The organism is Microbacterium pseudoresistens (assembly GCF_013409745.1).
In the GTDB taxonomy this organism is placed as follows: Bacteria; Actinomycetota; Actinomycetes; order Actinomycetales; family Microbacteriaceae; genus Microbacterium; species Microbacterium pseudoresistens.
In genome coordinates this window covers 964,434-980,492 of the sequence record NZ_JACCBH010000001.1, presented here as the reverse complement: position 1 = coordinate 980,492, position 16,059 = coordinate 964,434, and the positions used below count along the sequence as shown (strand labels likewise).

General features: G+C 66.2%; 17 protein-coding genes. 6 read left to right on the top strand and 11 right to left on the bottom strand.

Features of this window, described 5'->3' with window-relative positions:
- Position 1 precedes the first annotated feature (1 nt).
- The 4 genes from BKA02_RS04750 (at position 2) to BKA02_RS04735 (ending at position 3,918) form a co-directional block, all read left to right on the top strand.
- The gene (locus BKA02_RS04750; RefSeq protein ID WP_179431779.1) at positions 2-1,903 is read left to right on the top strand and encodes a hypothetical protein; all 1,902 of its coding nucleotides are present in this window, start codon (positions 2-4) and stop codon (positions 1,901-1,903) included.
- A gap of 58 nt (positions 1,904-1,961) precedes the next feature.
- A complete protein-coding gene (locus BKA02_RS04745; protein ID WP_179431777.1) occupies positions 1,962-2,789 on the top strand; it encodes a hypothetical protein in 828 nt (275 codons plus the stop codon).
- A gap of 2 nt (positions 2,790-2,791) precedes the next feature.
- A complete protein-coding gene (locus tag BKA02_RS04740) occupies positions 2,792-3,517 on the top strand; it encodes a DUF6339 family protein (RefSeq protein ID WP_179431775.1) in 726 nt (241 codons plus the stop codon).
- A 143-nt stretch (positions 3,518-3,660) separates the two neighbouring features.
- A complete protein-coding gene (locus BKA02_RS04735) occupies positions 3,661-3,918 on the top strand; it encodes a TetR family transcriptional regulator C-terminal domain-containing protein (RefSeq protein ID WP_179431773.1) in 258 nt (85 codons plus the stop codon).
- Between the two features lie 285 nt (positions 3,919-4,203).
- Here BKA02_RS04735 and BKA02_RS04730 read toward each other — a convergent pair whose 3' ends face one another.
- Positions 4,204-4,647 carry a MarR family winged helix-turn-helix transcriptional regulator gene (locus tag BKA02_RS04730; RefSeq protein ID WP_179431771.1) on the bottom strand — a complete coding sequence of 148 codons (444 nt, stop codon included), beginning with the start codon at positions 4,645-4,647 and terminating at the stop codon, positions 4,204-4,206.
- 63 nt (positions 4,648-4,710) lie between these two features.
- Here BKA02_RS04730 and BKA02_RS04725 point away from each other — a divergent pair, with 63 nt between their 5' ends.
- Complete coding sequence (locus BKA02_RS04725) at positions 4,711-5,079, top strand: VOC family protein (RefSeq protein WP_179431769.1); 369 nt, start codon at positions 4,711-4,713, stop codon at positions 5,077-5,079.
- Positions 5,080-5,115: 36 nt separating this feature from the next.
- Here the strand turns inward: BKA02_RS04725 and BKA02_RS04720 are convergent, their stop codons facing one another.
- Together BKA02_RS04720 and BKA02_RS04715 are read right to left on the bottom strand one after the other, a co-directional pair.
- On the bottom strand, positions 5,116-5,790 hold the full coding sequence (locus BKA02_RS04720; RefSeq protein ID WP_179431767.1) for a hypothetical protein: 675 nt from the start codon (positions 5,788-5,790) through the stop codon (positions 5,116-5,118).
- Positions 5,791-5,805: 15 nt separating this feature from the next.
- Positions 5,806-6,249 (bottom strand): VOC family protein, encoded by a 444-nt coding sequence (locus tag BKA02_RS04715; RefSeq protein ID WP_179431765.1) that lies wholly within the window; start codon positions 6,247-6,249, stop codon positions 5,806-5,808.
- Positions 6,250-6,337: 88 nt separating this feature from the next.
- On the opposite strand from BKA02_RS04715, the gene BKA02_RS04710 reads away from it, so the two are divergent.
- Positions 6,338-7,354 carry a PfkB family carbohydrate kinase gene (locus BKA02_RS04710; protein ID WP_179431763.1) on the top strand — a complete coding sequence of 339 codons (1,017 nt, stop codon included), beginning with the start codon at positions 6,338-6,340 and terminating at the stop codon, positions 7,352-7,354.
- A gap of 70 nt (positions 7,355-7,424) precedes the next feature.
- Here BKA02_RS04710 and BKA02_RS04705 read toward each other — a convergent pair whose 3' ends face one another.
- The 8 genes from BKA02_RS04705 to BKA02_RS04670 all read right to left on the bottom strand — a co-directional run bounded on the left by BKA02_RS04705 (position 7,425) and on the right by BKA02_RS04670 (position 15,920).
- The gene (locus tag BKA02_RS04705) at positions 7,425-8,768 is read right to left on the bottom strand and encodes an amidohydrolase family protein (protein ID WP_218844448.1); all 1,344 of its coding nucleotides are present in this window, start codon (positions 8,766-8,768) and stop codon (positions 7,425-7,427) included.
- Positions 8,765-10,258, bottom strand: coding sequence for an FAD-dependent oxidoreductase (locus tag BKA02_RS04700; RefSeq protein ID WP_179431758.1), 1,494 nt, complete (start codon positions 10,256-10,258; stop codon positions 8,765-8,767). The genes BKA02_RS04705 and BKA02_RS04700 overlap by 4 nt, the downstream gene beginning before the upstream one ends.
- A 17-nt stretch (positions 10,259-10,275) precedes the next feature.
- Positions 10,276-11,598 (bottom strand): alpha/beta fold hydrolase, encoded by a 1,323-nt coding sequence (locus BKA02_RS04695; protein WP_179431756.1) that lies wholly within the window; start codon positions 11,596-11,598, stop codon positions 10,276-10,278.
- Positions 11,595-12,641 (bottom strand): ABC transporter substrate-binding protein, encoded by a 1,047-nt coding sequence (locus BKA02_RS04690; RefSeq protein ID WP_179431754.1) that lies wholly within the window; start codon positions 12,639-12,641, stop codon positions 11,595-11,597. The genes BKA02_RS04695 and BKA02_RS04690 overlap by 4 nt, the downstream gene beginning before the upstream one ends.
- Positions 12,642-12,714: 73 nt before the next feature.
- The gene (locus tag BKA02_RS04685) at positions 12,715-13,563 is read right to left on the bottom strand and encodes an ABC transporter permease (protein WP_179431752.1); all 849 of its coding nucleotides are present in this window, start codon (positions 13,561-13,563) and stop codon (positions 12,715-12,717) included.
- Positions 13,560-14,249, bottom strand: coding sequence for an ABC transporter ATP-binding protein (locus BKA02_RS04680; protein WP_179431750.1), 690 nt, complete (start codon positions 14,247-14,249; stop codon positions 13,560-13,562). Before BKA02_RS04680 ends, BKA02_RS04685 begins: the two co-directional genes overlap by 4 nt.
- 161 nt (positions 14,250-14,410) lie before the next feature.
- Complete coding sequence (locus BKA02_RS04675; protein WP_179431748.1) at positions 14,411-15,280, bottom strand: fumarylacetoacetate hydrolase family protein; 870 nt, start codon at positions 15,278-15,280, stop codon at positions 14,411-14,413.
- A 28-nt stretch (positions 15,281-15,308) separates the two neighbouring features.
- Positions 15,309-15,920: a VOC family protein gene (locus tag BKA02_RS04670; RefSeq protein WP_179431746.1), complete on the bottom strand. Its 612-nt coding sequence runs from the start codon at positions 15,918-15,920 to the stop codon at positions 15,309-15,311.
- Between the last annotated feature and the right edge of the window lie 139 nt (positions 15,921-16,059).

Sequence of the window (16,059 nt, the reverse complement as noted above, 5' to 3'; positions counted from 1 at the left end):
CGTGGACAAGATCATCGAACCGCTTCTCTGGTTTCCCAAGCAGTTCCAAGCAGGTGACATGGACGGTACTGGCGGAGACCGATTGCTCGGACGGACGGATTTGTCGCCGCTTGAGGTCTTGATCCGCGAGACAGCTCAGAACAGTTGGGATGCGCGCGTCGACGGCAGCCATCCGCTATACGGTGCGCATCTGCGCCGTGTCGATTTTCGTCTTCGAGCAGATCTCGACCGGCTGTTCGCAACAGGGCGACAGCGATCGGGGAGGCACCGCGTTCCCAGTGTCAACAACTTGCATGTTCTCGAAGTATTCGACCGAGGGACGAGCGGGCTCGATGGACCGACCGATCTCTCGCCGACGTCTCCCGGCGAGCCGTGCAATTTTCAAGACCTCATTCTCAAGGTGGGTGTCCCGCGCGATGACGGCAAGGGTGGTGGAACGTACGGATTCGGAAAGACGGCGGCATACGCGTTCAGCGCTCAAGGAACTGTCCTCTTCTGGAGCCGCTGCCGGGATGGTCGGGATGGCCTCGAATATCGGCTCGTCGTTTCGGCATTCCACGAGTCCTACGTTTCGGAAGGCAAGCAGTTCACGGGTCGACACTGGTGGGGAGCCGGCGAGGACGGGCTGGTTGCACCATTGATCGGTGACGTCGCTCAGGCGTACGGCGAACGTTTCTTCGCCCGGCACTTCGAGGGGGACGAGACCGGGACCTCATTGTTGATCCTGGATCCGCTCATCTCCGTGCCGCGCAACGGAGAATTCGATGAGCCCGACTCCGCTGAGCTGAGAAACGGGGATCCAACGACCCTCGAGCACGAATTCGCCCGAGAAGCACGAAGAGCCATGCGACTGCACTTGTGGCCCAAACTGATCGTGGCGCCTGGCCATGCTCGTCCGCCCATGCCGCTCGAGCTGCGGGTGCACGAACAGAACGTCGATCTGGTTGGCGACACCCCTGGGGCGTTGGCGTCCTGGGGTGCGGGACTCAACGCGATTCGGTCTCGTGTGCGCGACGATGAAGCGCCCGTGATTGCACCATCTGGATTGCCGGTCGAGGTGCACGCCGTGGTACGCAACCGGAAAACGATCGGGCACCTCGCGGTTGTAAAGAGATTGAAGGCTTTGGAAGCACGGCTCGACGAGGACGATCTGGACCCCGTGTGGGACGACGACTCGGTACAACGAATCGCGATGATGCGTGACCAGGCAGAGCTCGTTGTTGCCACGGATGATTGGTCGGACCACACGGCATCCCCGATCTTCGATTGGGTCGCCGTATTCAAGTCGGCGCGTGAGTGGGACCGCACCTTTGCTGACGCCGAGCCGCCTGCCCACGACATGTGGGTGAGCAGTGCCGGCGGTGAGACAGGGCTCGTGATCCGTGCCATGCGCAACAAGGTTCGCGCGATTCTCCGGGAGACCTTCGTCGTTCCGGAGCCGGCGGACGTGGCACATCCCGGCGCCTCAGCGCGGCGCGGCGTCGGCACGGTTGCCCGCATGCTCGGGATGCTGCTCCCATCGAAGCCGGAAGAGAAGCCCTCATCGAAGCCTCGAACCCCGCCAGCGGCGGGTCGCCGTAGTTCACGCAGACAGCTGATCTCAGTCGAAGCTCCCCGCCTCGTGAGGACCTTCTCGGACGGTCGACAACAGCAGCAGATCGGCTTTCTTGTAGACGGAGAGGGCGAGTTCATCGTCGATGTCGCTGTCTCCGTTGTCGGCGACGACGGCGCCCGTATGAGGCTTCCTGCCAACGACCTGCTGTCTGTCTGGGATCGCGCAAGCGATCTAGGGGGTGGGAAGGCGCGGGCCAAAGGCAATCTGGCTCAGACCGTCACTGTTGTCGGACCCTCTCGGCGCGCGTTGCTCATCGAGATGAATGCGAGCGTCGACAATGCCAGCTAATGAGTCGCGCCCGTACCGAGTTCCTGCGCAGCGCTCTGTCACGGTGCGGGTTCGGTGCGTGAATCCCGAAGTCGAGCTGAACGAACTTCCAGATGAATGGGAACCTGGGCAAGACCTCGTGATCCGAGTCAGTGCCGAGCTCGCGCCGGAGTTCTGGGATGAGTGCGGCATTCCCGTGGATGAGAGTGTTGTGCTCGTAGGTGACGTGACTTGTCTGGTCGCCAGAGAGAAATGGCGAGGCGAGTCCCCTTTCGCCCACGACGGGCAGACCTGGTCGGCGGAGGTGGAAATCAAGGTCGACGGGGATGCGGTCGCCGTCGAGGCACTGCTGGATGTTGCAGTGGTCGGCCCCGGACGTACCGGGCATCCAGACCCTGCTCGCGGCGTACACCACGCGGCGCGCCTTTGGAGCTTGCCCGCAACGATCAAGATACCGTTCGAGCGCCTCGGTGAAGCGTTCCCGACCTCAGCAGTGAGCTTTGCCGAAACCGGGCGGCGGCGAGTCCCCTGGCAAGTGGATGTTGCTCACGATGCCGAGCCTGCGTGGGGGCTTAGCTCGGCGATGAGGCTCTACGTGAACATCGATCTGGCCGCGGCTGAGACAATCCTCGACGGATCGGCACCACGGTGGATCTATCAGGCGATTCAGGCCGATATCTATTCGGCGGCGCTCTTTCAATTGGCCGCCGTACGCGATGGATACTCCCCGACTTTCGTCGCTGAATGCGCCGAAACGGACGTCACGTCCTTCGCGGCGTTCTGTTCTCACGTCGCGTCCGTGCTCGGATTCGACCTCGAACTCGCACTGCGAATCGCCAGCGAGGACGCCATGAACCTCATCGATCGGGCTCGGGAGGCCAGTAGCTTCATGACGGAGGTGGCGTGACGATGGGTGCGATCTACCCACGCTTCTCAACGGATGATGCGCGCCGGGCGTTCACGGAACTCGAGAATGCAGTTGCAATGGGGCAGCCGCCGCCAAGCTTCACCCATGGCACGCACCACCCGCGGGCGTACTTCGGAGTAGGCGGCGCCGGTACAGTGACCGTGATGGAGCTCGCGGCTCTTCGCAACGAGATGCGTGAGCAACTGTCGACGGTGGCCACCGGACAGCGCAACTACGATCGCAAGTTCGACCTGCTCGCCGGGGAGAGCCTTGCGCTGTGGTTCTCGGACGATCTCCGAGGGCAAGCAGCACATCCTGGCATGTGGTCGTATCTCACGATCGCGATTCTCCCAGATCTGGCGGTTCGACGATTTCCGCTCGACAAGCACGGCCGCTTGTCCCCCGATCGGTTTCTTGCGGGGCGTCGAAATGTGTTCTATCGGGCATACCTGCGCTCTGTGGTTCTTGGCCCCCTCCTGTATGATCCGGAGGTTGAACTCTTCGAAGATGATCTCGTCGGTCTCATCGACCGCAACCTCTCCTCAGACCATCGGCTCGCGAGGTTCATCAGCGAGCAGATCGCATCTACGCAGAAGGACTTGCCGCGGCGCGACATTGTTCGGGCTGGGCTCAAGGGTGTGCAGTTCGAGTCCAGGGTGACAGACCTCGGATCGTTGGCCGACGACGAACTGCGTGAGTTGATCGACGTACTCTTTGCCGCTTCTTGACCACATGGTCTCCGCCTGCCCCCTCGCCTCGGGGTAACGTCTCCCAGAAGCGGATCTTCGACGCGTTCGCCGGCGTGCGCGACGCCTATGACCGGGGTGCACGAGTGCCTCTCGTGAGACTGTATGCACAACTCGCTATCGAAGTGGGAGAGCCCGAGCATCCGGCGCGCGACTTCTTCCTCGAACGCACCGACCGCATGGAGTCCGCCTCGGTCGGCTGGGTCGAGAAAGCGCAGCGCGAGGGAGTGCTGCGCGACGACCTGTCGGCGGAGTGGATCGTCCGCACGCTGCATGCCCTGGCCGACGGGCTGCAACCGCTCTGGCTCCTCGATCCCGACCTTGACATGGCGAAACACATTGAGCAGGTCATCGAGCTCTTGCGGCCGCCTGCGTCGGATTAGCGCGCACGATCCTCCCCATGGCCTCGCATGCTACCTCTCGGTCGTGTACGACGATATCCAGCGCTCGTTGGATCGTCAGCCCTCGAGCATCGCGTCCAGCACCTTCCCGCCCGTCGTGATCCAGGGTGCCCGGCAGGTCGTCAAGAGCAACTTCTCGCGGCGGAGAACGCAAGGTTCGTCACGCTTGACGAGGCGACAGCACGAGCTGTCGCCTCGGGGGAGGAGGTCAGTCATTGCTTCCGGATGCATTGAAAGGAGCCGCGTCATTGCGCCTTCGGTCCGAGATCAGTCCCGCAACGCCGCCACCATGCCGCGCAGAGCCTTTAGCGTGCTCTTCTGTTCATCCGGACTCATGCCCCTCAGCATCCGCTCTTCCACCGATCGCACCGCGGTGCTCACCGTTTCGAGCTGGCGTCGCCCCCGTGACGTCAACTGCACCGGCAGTACCTTGCCGACCGGAGCCTCGGTGGGTCGCGTGACATAACCGTCTCGTTCCAGCGTCTGCAGCAGGACGTTCATCGACTGTCGCGTGACGAAGGTGCCGCGCGCGAGCGCGGAGTTCGACATGCCGGGACGCTGGGCGAGCAGCTCGAGGCACGAGTAGTGCGTGATGGTCATCCCGAGCGGACGCAGCACCGCCTCCATCGCCGTACGGAGCGCGCTCGAAGCCTCCTTGAGCACATACCCCAGTGACGTCTCCAGGTCGATGCCGCTTCCGTCCTGACTCATGTCAGTATTCTGACATACCGTCAGACATGTCAGAAAACTGACATGCAAACGAAGGAGAATCCCATGCCCGTCACCGGTCCCGACTTCATCTCTCTGCAGGCCCGCGACCTCGACGCATCGCAGGCGTTCTACGAGCACTACCTCGGCCTCGTCCGTTCGCAGGTGGGCCCGCCGCATGCGGTCGTCTTCGAGACCACGCCCATCGCGTTCGCGCTGCGCGAGGTCGTCGAGGGCACTGACCTCGGCTCCGTGCCGCACCCGGGCATCGGTGCGGCGATCTGGCTGCACGCCACCGATCCCCAGGCCATCCACGATGCGCTCGTCGCCGACGGTCATACGATCGTGTCTGCCCCCATCGACGGTCCGTTCGGGCGCACCTTCACATTCGCTGACCCCGACGGGTATCGGATCACTCTCCACGACCGGGCCTGAGACCTGCTTCTCCAGGAGCGATTCCCCGGGGCGCGCTTACTCCCTCCGGGCCGCTGCGGCGTCCGCCTCGGCGAGGCCCTTCCGCATCGCCTCGCGCGACGCGGCATCCCACGGGCCGGAGCACGCGAGCGGGATCTCGGTCATATACCGGCGCTCGGGTTCCGGCATCCGTGCGGCGAATCCCGCCGGGTCAGACCCCGCGGTCGCGTACAGGTCGGGGCCGTCCGCGTAATAGAGGTCGCACGCGACGAGACGCCCGTCGCTGCCACGCATGATGTTCGACGGATTCTGATCGAGCGGACCGCACCACGGCAGTTCCCTGACAGCATCGGCATGGATGCGGCGCACGATGTCGACGAGCTCCGCGACGTGCGTCTCGCGCTCGGCGATCGCGGTGTGGAACCTGACGGCATCCTGCTCGTCGACCTCGTTCAGCCATTCCAACATCTGCAGATCACCTCCGCCTGCGAGCCGGCGATGAGCGAACAGCTGCGGAACCTGACGCGTGTGCGCCGCCTCGCGATACAGCGCAGCGGTGTACGGCCCGACCGGGTCGAACGGGCTGATCCGCACGGCAGCCGTGCCATCGGGGGAGCGCAGGGCGATCGCCCAGTCGCCCTCGCCGCACGGCGTCCAGCCCGCTTCGCGGAAGGCGCGTTCGGCGTCGCGGTGTGTGGCGTCTGCGGGCAGGCTGTCGATGATGGCATTCATTGTCGTAAGGCGTCCTCAGGTCGTCTGCGCAGTGAGATTCTGGGCGAACATCACCAGGATTCCGCTGGGTCCGCGCAGATAGGTGAGTTTGTAGACGTCTTCATACGTGGCCACGCCGCGCAGGGGATAGCAGCCGTGCGTGGCTGCGATCGCCAGCGCCTCGTCGATGTCATCCACCGCGAACGCGACGCGGTGCATCCCGATCTCGTTCGGCATCGTCGGGTGCGTCTCAATGGCATCTGGGTGGATGTACTCGAAGAACTCCAGGCGTCCGTGACCGTCGGGGGTCTGGAGCACCGCGATCTTGGCATGATTGCCGTCCAGCCCCACCGCCTGGTCGGCCCATTCGCCGCTCACGGTGTCGCGGCCGAGGACGGTGAGCCCGAGGTCGGTGAAGAACGAGATCGCCGCTTCGATGTCGTCGACGGCGATGCCGACATTGTCGATCCTGATGGGCATGGGGCGACCTCCTTCCGGGCGTGAGCGAGGAACGCCGCGTGAGGAACAAGGATAGGAGCACGGACGCGGCTCTGGGTAGGCTGACCGCATGCGCACGGATGCCGGCCCGACTCGACGCCCGCGCGTCATCCACACCGGGCAGGCGCTGGTCGATCAGGTGGTCGAGGTGCCGGAGCTTCCGGCGCGGGGACAGAACGTCATGGCGAACTCCGTAGCCGACTACGCCGGCGGTGCAGTCACGGTGCTGCTGGCCGCGACGCGCCTGGGCGCCGCGTGCGTGCACGCCGGGGCACACGGCACGGGCCCGCGCGGCGACCTGATCCGGGCGGCGCTGGCGGCCGACGGCATCACGGCATCCGCCCCGCCGGTGACCGACCGTGACACCGGGGTCTGCGTCGTGCTCGTCGAACCGACCGCCGAGCGCACCTTCGTCACGACCCTCGGCGCGGAGCGCGACATCACGGTCGAGTCGCTCTCGACCGCCGACGTGCAGCCGGGCGATCTCGTCTGCGTTACCGGATACTCGCTCGCCGTGGCGCAGACCCGCGACCCGCTGCTGGGATGGATGGCCACCCTTCCGCCCGAGGCGGTCGTCGTGCTCGACCCCGGTGCGGCCTTCGCGACGCTGCCGGCCGAGGTGCGCGATGCGATGCTCGCCCGCACGGATGTGTGGACGAGCAACGCCGAAGAGGCGACAGATCTGCTCGCGGTGCTGTCGACCCCCGCTCCTGCCGACGCCGACGAGCGCGAGATCGCCGCGCAGGCGCGTGCGCTCGAGCCGGTGCTGCGCGAGGGCGCCGTCGCCATCGTGCGCGACGGGCCGGAGGGGTGCGCGGTTTCGGTGCAGGGCGAGGCCACCTACGTGCCGGGCTTTCCGCAGAAGCCCGTCGACACGAACGGCGCCGGCGACACCCACACGGGCGCGCTGCTCGCGGGCATCGCCGCAGGCGCCTCGTGGGTGGATGCCTGCCGTCGGGCCAACGCCGCCGGCGCCATCACCGTGACCCGGCGCGGCCCGAGCACCGCCCCGACCGCTGCCGAGGTCGACGCCTTTCTGGGCGACCGCGCGCGTCCCGCGATGCGAGAGGGATTGTTGCACGAGTAGGGGTACTGCAGTCCCGAAGTACCGCTAACGCAACTGGGAGAATCAGCGGCAGCTACCGCTGGCGCGGCGGTCACGGCCGGAGATCCCACTCGGGGTAGAGCCGCTGCTGCGCCTCGAGTGCCAGTCGGACCGTCTCGGCGGAATCGGCGCGGATCATCCGCCCGCCCGACTTGAGCTGCTCCCCCGCGACGAACACCGTGTCGATGTTGCCCTCGTGCGCGCCCAGCACGATGGCCGCGACCGGGTCGGTGACGGGGGCGATGTTCAGGTCGTCGTGACGCAGACAGATCAAATCGGCTTGCTTGCCCGGCGTGATGGAGCCGATGGAGTCCTGCAGGCCGACCGCACGTGCGCCTTCGATGGTGGCGAACTCGAGCATGTCCTGCAGCGTGAGCGGGTGTGGATCGGCGATCGAGCTGTGGCGGCCGCCGACCCACGAGCGGTAGTAGGCGAACAGCGATCGCATCTGTGTGAACATGTCACCGGCGCACTTCGTCTCGTTGTCACCGCTGAGGCTCGGGCGGACGCCGTGGGCGAGCAGGCGGTCGAGCGGGACGTCGCCGATGCCCTGCGAGTTGAGTTCGCAATGTACGCCGAGCGAGACCGTCGCGCCCGCCTCGGCGAGCATCGCGATCTCCTCGTCACTGGTATTCGAGCAGTGCACGAAGGTCATGTCGTCGCTGAGCAGGCCGCGCTGGGCATAGGCCTCGACAGCGCGGGCCCGCGCGTTAGGCGCATACGCACCGACGTGCACGCTGGTGCGTATGCCCAGCTCGCGCGCGAGCCGCAGCTCGTGCTCCCAGACGTCGGCGACTGCCATCTCCGGCCCGCGAGCCGCGAGCGCGAGCGATGTGCGCTCCTGCCCATCGATGATGTCTGCGAGCCGCCAGATGTCGTCCGGGTGTCGAAGCTCGCTGCTGCTCGTCCAGGCACCGTCCGTCGTCATCGGCCAGCCATGCCCGTAGATCGAACGAATGCCTGACTCGGTGAGCGCGGCAAGCCCGGCGTCGGCATGGTCGGGCGTGTTCTGGATGTGCGCCCAGTCCATCAGCGTGGTGGTCCCGGAGCTGAGCGCCGACACTGCGCCTAGCCGGGTCGCTGCGTAGACGTCCTCTGGGCTGTACCGGGGACCGGCTCCGCCGAGCACCTCTTTGAAGTAGCGCAGCGGATCGACGTCGCCATAACTGTGCCGGATCGCGCTGAGCCAGGTGTGACGGTGTGTGTCCACGAAACCGGGTGCGACGATCCACGCGCTGCCGTCGATCACAATCGCGCCCTCGCGCGGCTGCCCCGGTCCGACCGCCGTGATCACGCCGTCCTCCACGGCGATGTCGCCGACCGGGACGACGCCGATGCCAGGGTCGACGGAGACGATGGTGGCGTCGGTGATGAGCAGCCGCGACGCAGTGCTCATGCTAATGCCCATGTCGCCAACTGGGCCCCTGCCTCGTCAGCCGACGGCAACGTATCCGTCGTCACCCAGTGCACGTAGCCATCAGGGCGGACGACCACGGCGGTCACGCCGCGGAGCACATCAGGTTCGTCGGGGAGCACGCCGGTCACGACGGTCGTGCCGGGCACTTCCACACCGTCGAACGCGTTTCCGCCGGTGAGGTCCAACAGCACGAAGGTGCCGGAATGGAGCAGCTCCGCCACGCGCACCGACCCCTCCACGGTCTGCAGGATCGCAGGCGGAAGGGGCAGCCCGACCGCCGGGTGGTCGCTCGCACCGGTGTAGCGGGACGTGAGTCCGTTGAGCTGGAGCCCGATCTCGCGGTTGACCTGCTCGGCCGGAAGTATGTCGCGGGCGAACATGCGGCGGAAGCTGATGCCCTCCGGGCTGAAGTCAAACTGCACGGCGCATTGCGCCTGCACGCTCTCCAGCAGCGCCTCCATGACCGGCCTGCGCTCGCTCTCGTAGGTGTCGAGCACCGCGTCGGGCGACAGCCCTGCGACCACGCGGCCCAGCTTCCAACCGAGGTTGAACGCGTCCTGGATGCAGAAGTTCATGCCGACGCCGCTGGCCGGGTAGTGGATGCGAGCGCTCTCGCCGACCAGGAAGACCCGGCCCTCGCGCAGTCGATCGGCGATGCGCATGGCGTCGGTGAAGCGAGAGGCCCACACGACGTCGTCGAACTCGAGCTCGAGACCCCAGATCTCCTTGAGGCAGCGACGCACTTCGTCGGCCGTCACCGGTTCCGACTTGTCGGCGTGACGGCGCTCTGCGTGCACGAAGTTGAAGCGAGTCGTGGTGCCGTCGTCACCGAACGGGAAGGATGCGCCCCAGCCGTGCTCGTTGTCGGTCATCGCGCGGCCGGCGGGCCAGTTCATCGCGAGCGGCAGATCGGTGATGATGCCCGTGAACGTGCCGTCGTGGCCAGGGAAGGGGATGTCGGCGAGCGTGCGCGTGATGCTCCTGCCGCCGTCGGCGCCGACGACGTAGCGGCCGCTGATCTCGACCTCGCCGCCGTCCTCCAGGGCCGCGGTCACCGCAGCGCCGTCCGGATCCTGGGTCAGTCCCGTGACTGTGTGGCCGTGCAGGAGCGTGACGCCCGCCTCGCGCGCGATCTCGAGCAGCACTTCCTCAGTGTGGTTCTGCGGCAGGATCAGGCGGTAGGGGTAGCTCACGTCGATGTTGCGCCAGTGCACCGGCTGCATCCCCGCCCAGATATGGAACGTCAGGAACGGGTTGGGGCGGATGTCACGGGCGCGGCCGATGAAGCGCTCGGCCTGCCCGCGGTAGTCGAACAGGTCGAGCACGCGCGGTAGCACGGTGCCGGCGCGCGACTGCACGGGTGCGGTGCGGCGCTCGAGCACGGTGACGCGGGCGCCCTGTAGGGTTGCTTCGATGGCCGTGACGAGGCCGGAGGGGCCGCCGCCGACGACGATAACGTCAGTGTCCATGGTGAGTTCCCTTGGTACTAGTAGTGCAAGTTACGGTGGATGAAGTCGGCGATCTCGTCGACCACAGCGTCTGTGGCGAAGGCGGGTGCTTCGTGGTTCTCGCCCGGCAGCAGTCGCAGGTCGCACGCGACACCCAACCGACTGGCGTGCTCCGCGAGACGGATCGAGTGGCGATGGTCGACGACTGCGTCGCCGGTGCCGTGGATGAGCAGCATGCGAGGAGCGCCGGCATGCAGGTGTGCGATCGGGCTGACGGCGGCGAGTTCGTCGTGACTGGCGTGCTCAGGATCAACGCCGGCGAGTATGGCCACGCGATGCTTCGGCGACAGCGACGGCCCCGCGGCGAGGGCGTCGACGATCTCCTGCGGCAACTTGAGCCCGGCTGCTGGTCTTAGCGCGTCCCCCGCGCTGCTGATGTCGTAGCGACCGAACAGCCCGATGAAGCCGTCGACGTGGAGTTGGCCGCTGAAGGCCGCGAGCGCGGCGAGCGTCGACCCGGCAGACGCACCCATGAGGAACGTCGGTCTGTCCTGCCGGTCGAGCGAATCGAGCACGGCCCGCACGTCATCGAGCTGGGCCGGGTACGGGGCTTCGGTCGCGAGTCGATAGTCGACGGATGCGACGGAGATTCCACGCGCCGTGAGCGCGTGGAAGCGTTCGGCATGGTCTTTGCGGCTGCCCCCGGTCCAGCCGCCGCCATGGAGGTAGATGATCAGGGGTGCGTCTACGGTAGGCGCGCCGTAGAGGTCGACGTCGATTAGATGGTCCGGGTCAGCGCGCACCGATATCAGCTCCGCCTCTGCCGCCTGCACGCCGACCTCGAAGCACTCCATTAGCTGCGCGAGAAGCCGGTAGTAGCCGACCAGAGTGACCACCTCTGCGGCCGCCTGCTCCCCGAGCCGAAGTGCGACTCCGGCGGTGCCCCCACCGGCCAGCAGCGCATCAGTGAGGCGCAGGACGTCGCCTTCGAGTGCGTCGGCGGCTTCGTACCGCCCATTGAGCACCGCGGTCACCTCGGCTGCGGTGAAGCCAACGGCGAGGCTGACGAGCCGGTGGGCATGCACCTCGAAGCCGGAGTCGGTTGCTGCGGCGACGCGCAGGATAGCGAGCTCGCGCTGTCGCTGCGTCAGGCTCGTCCGGTAGCGGATGGCGGATCCGAGCTCCTGCAAGGCAGCGCCAATCATGGGGAACCTGGTCATGATCCCAAAGGGCCCCTGGAGATTCCCAGTTTCGTCGGTGAGCGGGAAGGGCGATGCCGCACCACGCGGCCCGTTCAGGATGGCGTCGTAGACCGCTCGCTGGGCCTCGTCCAGTCCGTCGCGGGCCGCGCTGTCGCTCATACGGTCTCGACCCCTTCGGCGATCGAGTCGTTCGCGTCGATCACGGTCGAGCTGATACCTGCCCGGTTCGCCCACTCCAGCGCTGCCTGGATACCGTCGATCGAGAGCGCGGCTGAGTAAGCGTACGACTGGATCTTCTCCGCGAGCTCGTCTGTTTCGGGCGTGCCCGAGGCGATGGCGTCGGCGACGACCGAGTCGATGTTCGCAGGATCCTGGATGTACTCCATCGCGCGAGCGATGGCGCGCTGGACGCGCGCCGGCGCCTCGGGGTTCTCCTCGATGAAAGTGGCGGTCATCGTGAGCGCGGCGTTCACCTGGTCCCCGAAGATGTCGGGGATATCAGTGCCCAACGAGAGGACGTGTGTGGCGAGGCCGTTGGCGACCAGCGGTGCGTCGAACCCGCCGCCGGAGAACACAGCATCGACCTGGCCGGCCTCGAGTGCGTTGCCTGCCGCGGCGCCCGGCGTGTCGACGAAGGTGTACTCGCCTTCCTCGACCCCGGCTTCCTCGAGTAGCGCAGCGACCGTGAGGCCGATGGGCCCGGCCTGCGCCGCTGTGCCGATACGCAGCCCGCGCAGAGCCTCGATCGAGGCTCGCCAGCCGCCTACCTCATCGGGGCCGGGGATATCGACCCCGTCCGCGGCGAGGAGCGTGAAGTCGACGTTGTCGTTGAGACCGGAGACGAAGCGCACTTCGACGCCGTTCTCCAGGTAGCGGCCAACGTTGTACGCCGTGTCCGCCGTCATGTCGATCTGACCAGAGGTGAGCGCCGCGGGGAGTGCCTGCGCCGAGGTCTGCGTGACGACAAGCTCGATGCCCTCCTCCTCGAAGAAGCCCTGCGCGGCGGCGATATCGACTGGCAGGAACGGCAGGGCGCCAGGGACCGGAGCGCTGTAGTTGACGGTGATCAGCTCCGTCGGCTCGCCCGTCGGATCGCTGCCGCTGGGCTTGGGAGTGTGGCCCCCGGTGCTGCAGGCGACCAGACTGAGCGCGAGTGCGAGCGCTCCGACCGTGCCGAGGGTGATGCGGGTGTGCTTGTGCATGGTGTGTCCTCCTTTGGAACTACCGGGTTGATGCGCTGCGGGCGTCGTCGCTGACGTCCCCGCGATTGGGTTACTACATGGCCTGCCACCGCAGCAGGTATCGCTCCGACCATGCGACAAGCGCCGTCATGACGCCGGTGATGATCGCGAGCAGCGCCAGCACGGCGAAGACACCTGCCGATTGGAAGTTCTGGCCGTACAGGACGATGCGCTGGCCGAGGCCGTTGCTCGAGGCGACCATCTCCGACGAGACGACGCCGAGGATGGCCGTCACGACGCCGAGGCGCAGGCCCGCGAAGATCGAGGGCACGCACGAGGGCAGCAGGATGGTGCGGAAGCGCTGCCACGGCGAGGCATGGAACGCCTTGCCCAGCGCGAGCAGATCGGGCGCGACCGATTTCAGGCCGGCTGCGGTCGACACCAGCACCATGAAGAAGACGATGGAGACCGCGAGCGCCACCTTCGATGTCTCGGTGATGCCGAACCAGAGAAGGAACAGCGGTGCGAGCGCGACGCGCGGGATGCTCATCAGCACCGAGATCCATGGCTGCAGCACACGATCGAGTAGCGGGATCGAGGTGATGAAGAACGCGACCGCCACCCCCGCGACGCTGCCGATGGCGAAGCCGAAGACGGTCGCGCGGAGCGTGGCCAACGTGTCATTCCACAGTCCCTCTGCATTCGCGATGGCGAAGGTGCCGATGGCGCTCGGCTGCGAGAAGAAGAGCGTGTTGATGCTGCCGCTGGCAGCAGCCCACTCCCACATGCCTAACGCCACGACGAGGCTGAGCACCTGCAGCGCAACCGTGAGCGCGCTCCACTTCGTCTTCTTGCGCTTCGCCCGCTGCTGCGAGCCTTCGATTGCCCGAGCAAGCTCGGCGGGCGCGTTCTGCGTGACTATGGTGGCCGTTGCACTGGTCATTGCTCTTCCCCACTCGAGAACAGACCCCAGAGCGAGTGCACGAGGTCCTGGTATCCGCTGGCGAACCGGAGCTTGTCCAGGTCTCGGGGTCGCTCGAAGTCGACCGTGATGTCCTTGCGGATTTCGCCCTCGCCCATCACGACGATGCGGTCGGCGATCAGCGCGGCTTCACTCAGATCGTGGGTGACGAAGATGACGGTCTTGCCCGTGCCCTCCCAGATGCGGAGGAACTCCCCCTGGAGTCGCGCCTTGGTCTGCGCGTCCAGTGCGCCGAAGGGCTCGTCGACGAGCATCAACTCGGGGTCGAGAGCGAGGGTGCGGGCGAGATTGGCGCGCTGCCGCATGCCGTGCGACAACTGCTGCGGATGCAGGTGGCCCTTGCCGCCGAGGCCGACCAGCTCGAGCATCTCGTCGGCACGGGCGAGACGGTCCTGCTTGCGGACGCCTCGGAGCTCGAGCGCATAGGCGACGTTGGTGCGGACGGGGCGCCACGGCATCAGCGAATCCCGGGCGAACATATAGCCCACGGCGGATGCTCGAGGTTTCTGAGTGTTGACGTTGACGGATCCGCGCTCGGGTCGCAGGGCTCCGGAGATCATGTTGAGCAGGGTCGTCTTGCCGCAGCCGCTGGGGCCCACGAGGCAGAGGAACTGACCCTTGGGTACCTCGAGGTCGATGGACTTCAATGCGACGTGCGTTGACTGCGACGAAGCGAACCAGTGGGTCAGGTCGTCGACTCGAACGACCGTCTCTGCCGCATCGGTTGGTGCGGGTGCATGCGATGTGTCCATGGTCTGCCACGTGGCCTCTCTCAGCGTTGCTGTGAACACTGCTCGTCCGATGGGTTTCAGTGCTGCATGCGCAGGGCTGACGGTGAGACGAAGGTCTGCCGTAGCTCACCGATGCCCTCGACCCAGCTGCGGAGGTGCTCGCCGTCCTGCAGGAACCGCTGCGGCTCTCGGCCCATGCCGACACCGGCGGGCGTGCCCGTGAAGATGAGGTCGCCCGGGTACAGAGTGACGATCCTCGACAGCTCGGAGAGCAGCTCGGGGACGGAGAAGATGAGGGCGCTCGTGCGGCCCTGCTGCACGACCTCGCCGTCGATCTCGCAGCCGAGTTCGAGGTCATCGGGATTGGCGAACTCATCGGGCGTGACGACCCATGGTCCGGTCGGCGCGAACCCCGCGAATGACTTCCCCAGCCCGAACTGCGGTGCCGGCGGGCGGAGCTGCACGATCCGCTCCGAGATGTCCTGCCCGACGGTGAGACCGGCGATGTACTCCCAAGCGCGGTCGACCGGGACGTCCTGCGCGGTTTGCCCGATGACCGCGACCAGCTCGACCTCCCAGTCGGTGTTGCCGCCCTCGGGCAGCATCACCGTCGTCTGCGGCCCGCTGAGCGAGCTCTGAAACTTTGTGAAGACGGGCGGCAACTGCTCCGGCGTCGCGAAGCCGGACTCGTTCGCGTGCGCGTCGTAGTTGAGCCCGATTGCGAAGATCTGTCGAGGTGACGGCACCGGCGCCCCGAGCTGCTCGGCATCGAAGCGCACGTCGACCTTCGCGTTCACGTTGTTCGCCCACGTACGGAACTCCGCCCACTGCTCGAAGATGCCGTGCGGATCGGGACCGAACTGGCCCGCCGATGCCGTGAAGACATCCGCACCCGCACCGGCCTCGAGCACCAGCGTCGCGCGGCCGTCAACATTCGCAATTCTCATCGCTTGTCCTTCTGTTCTGGCCGGTGGCTCAGTAGAGCTCGGGCAGGTAGATCTCGGGGATGATCTCGGGGCGGTACTCGCCCGCACGGGCCCGACGGTGGATCTCCTCGAACGAGAGACCGCCCTCGCGCGCCTCGACCATTTGCTCCGCGTCGAAGTGCTCGCCGACGGGGTCGTTAGCGAACTCGATGGAGTAAAACATGAACGCCGATGACTCCGACCAGTCACCGAATGCGTCGACCTGGATCTCCACGCCGTTGCCGTCCGGGTCCTGGTAATAGAGCGACACCGTCATGCCGTGATCGAGCTGGAGGAACGGCAGGATGCCGAGGTCGCGCAGCCGGATGTAGTTGTTCAGCCACGCGTCGAAGTCGGGGTATTCGAAGGCAGTGTGGTGCAGGCCGGTGGTATGACCCTTGTCCTCCGGGTCCTTCAGGTTCGGCGGCGCGAGCAGCGCGATGCGGTGATTGGCTTCGTCGTTCGTCAGCCAGGCACCGCCCTCGCCGTGGAACACCGGGCGCAGGCCGACGACTGTCGAATACCACTCCACCATCCGATCGAGCTTCTTGGTGGTGAAGGTCGTGTGGTGGAACTTTGGTGCGACCAGCGGCTGCTGCCGTGCTCGGTTGCCCTTCGGCATCATTGCCCTCCATCTTCGTTTTCCGGACCGTTGGTCTGACAGTAGGGATAAATTTCGAAACTGTCAATGACTTCCGAAAACCATCCGACTACGACTACAGTCAGTTCTCAACGCATACGATGCGTGCCAGGCAAAGGAG